Here is a 421-nt window from a genome sequence, read left to right as displayed (position 1 = left end):
CTCCGGCGGGACCGGCGGCGAGGGCTGCGCGGGCGGCAACGGCGCGCGCACCGGCGCCGGACGCGCCGGACCGTCGGCGACCTGGTGCAACTCGCCCTGGTGCGCGATGAGTTGCTGCATGCCCTGCTGACGCGAGGCGTGCTCGGTGCCGTACGGCGCGATCGAGGTGATCCGGGCCTGCGGCCACTGCTCCTTGATCATGCGCGCGCAGTAAGCACCCGGCAGCGAGCAGGACTCCAGCTCCGTGTGGAGTTCGAGGACCTGGTCCGCCGGCACGTTCATGCCGCGCAGCTCGTGGAAGATCTGCCACTCCGGGTGCGGCACACCGGGCGCGGACCGCCGGATCAGCTGCTGCTCGGAGCCGTCGGGCGCGCGGTAGCGCAGGACGGCCTGGTAGCCGGGGCCCACGGTCGGCTGCCCC

The 421-nt window shown here is 74.1% G+C and carries 1 protein-coding gene; it reads right to left on the bottom strand.

What is annotated here, in order from left to right:
* Positions 1 to 421, bottom strand: a 421-nt coding sequence (locus G3I40_RS46280; RefSeq protein ID WP_275410356.1) for a nucleic acid/nucleotide deaminase domain-containing protein, incomplete at both ends; no start/stop codon positions are given.

It is taken from the genome of Streptomyces sp. SID14478, assembly GCF_010548525.1.
Taxonomy (GTDB): Bacteria; Actinomycetota; Actinomycetes; order Streptomycetales; family Streptomycetaceae; genus Streptomyces.
The sequence above is the reverse complement of the archived record's forward strand: the minus strand, read 5'-3'. Positions and strand labels throughout refer to the sequence as shown.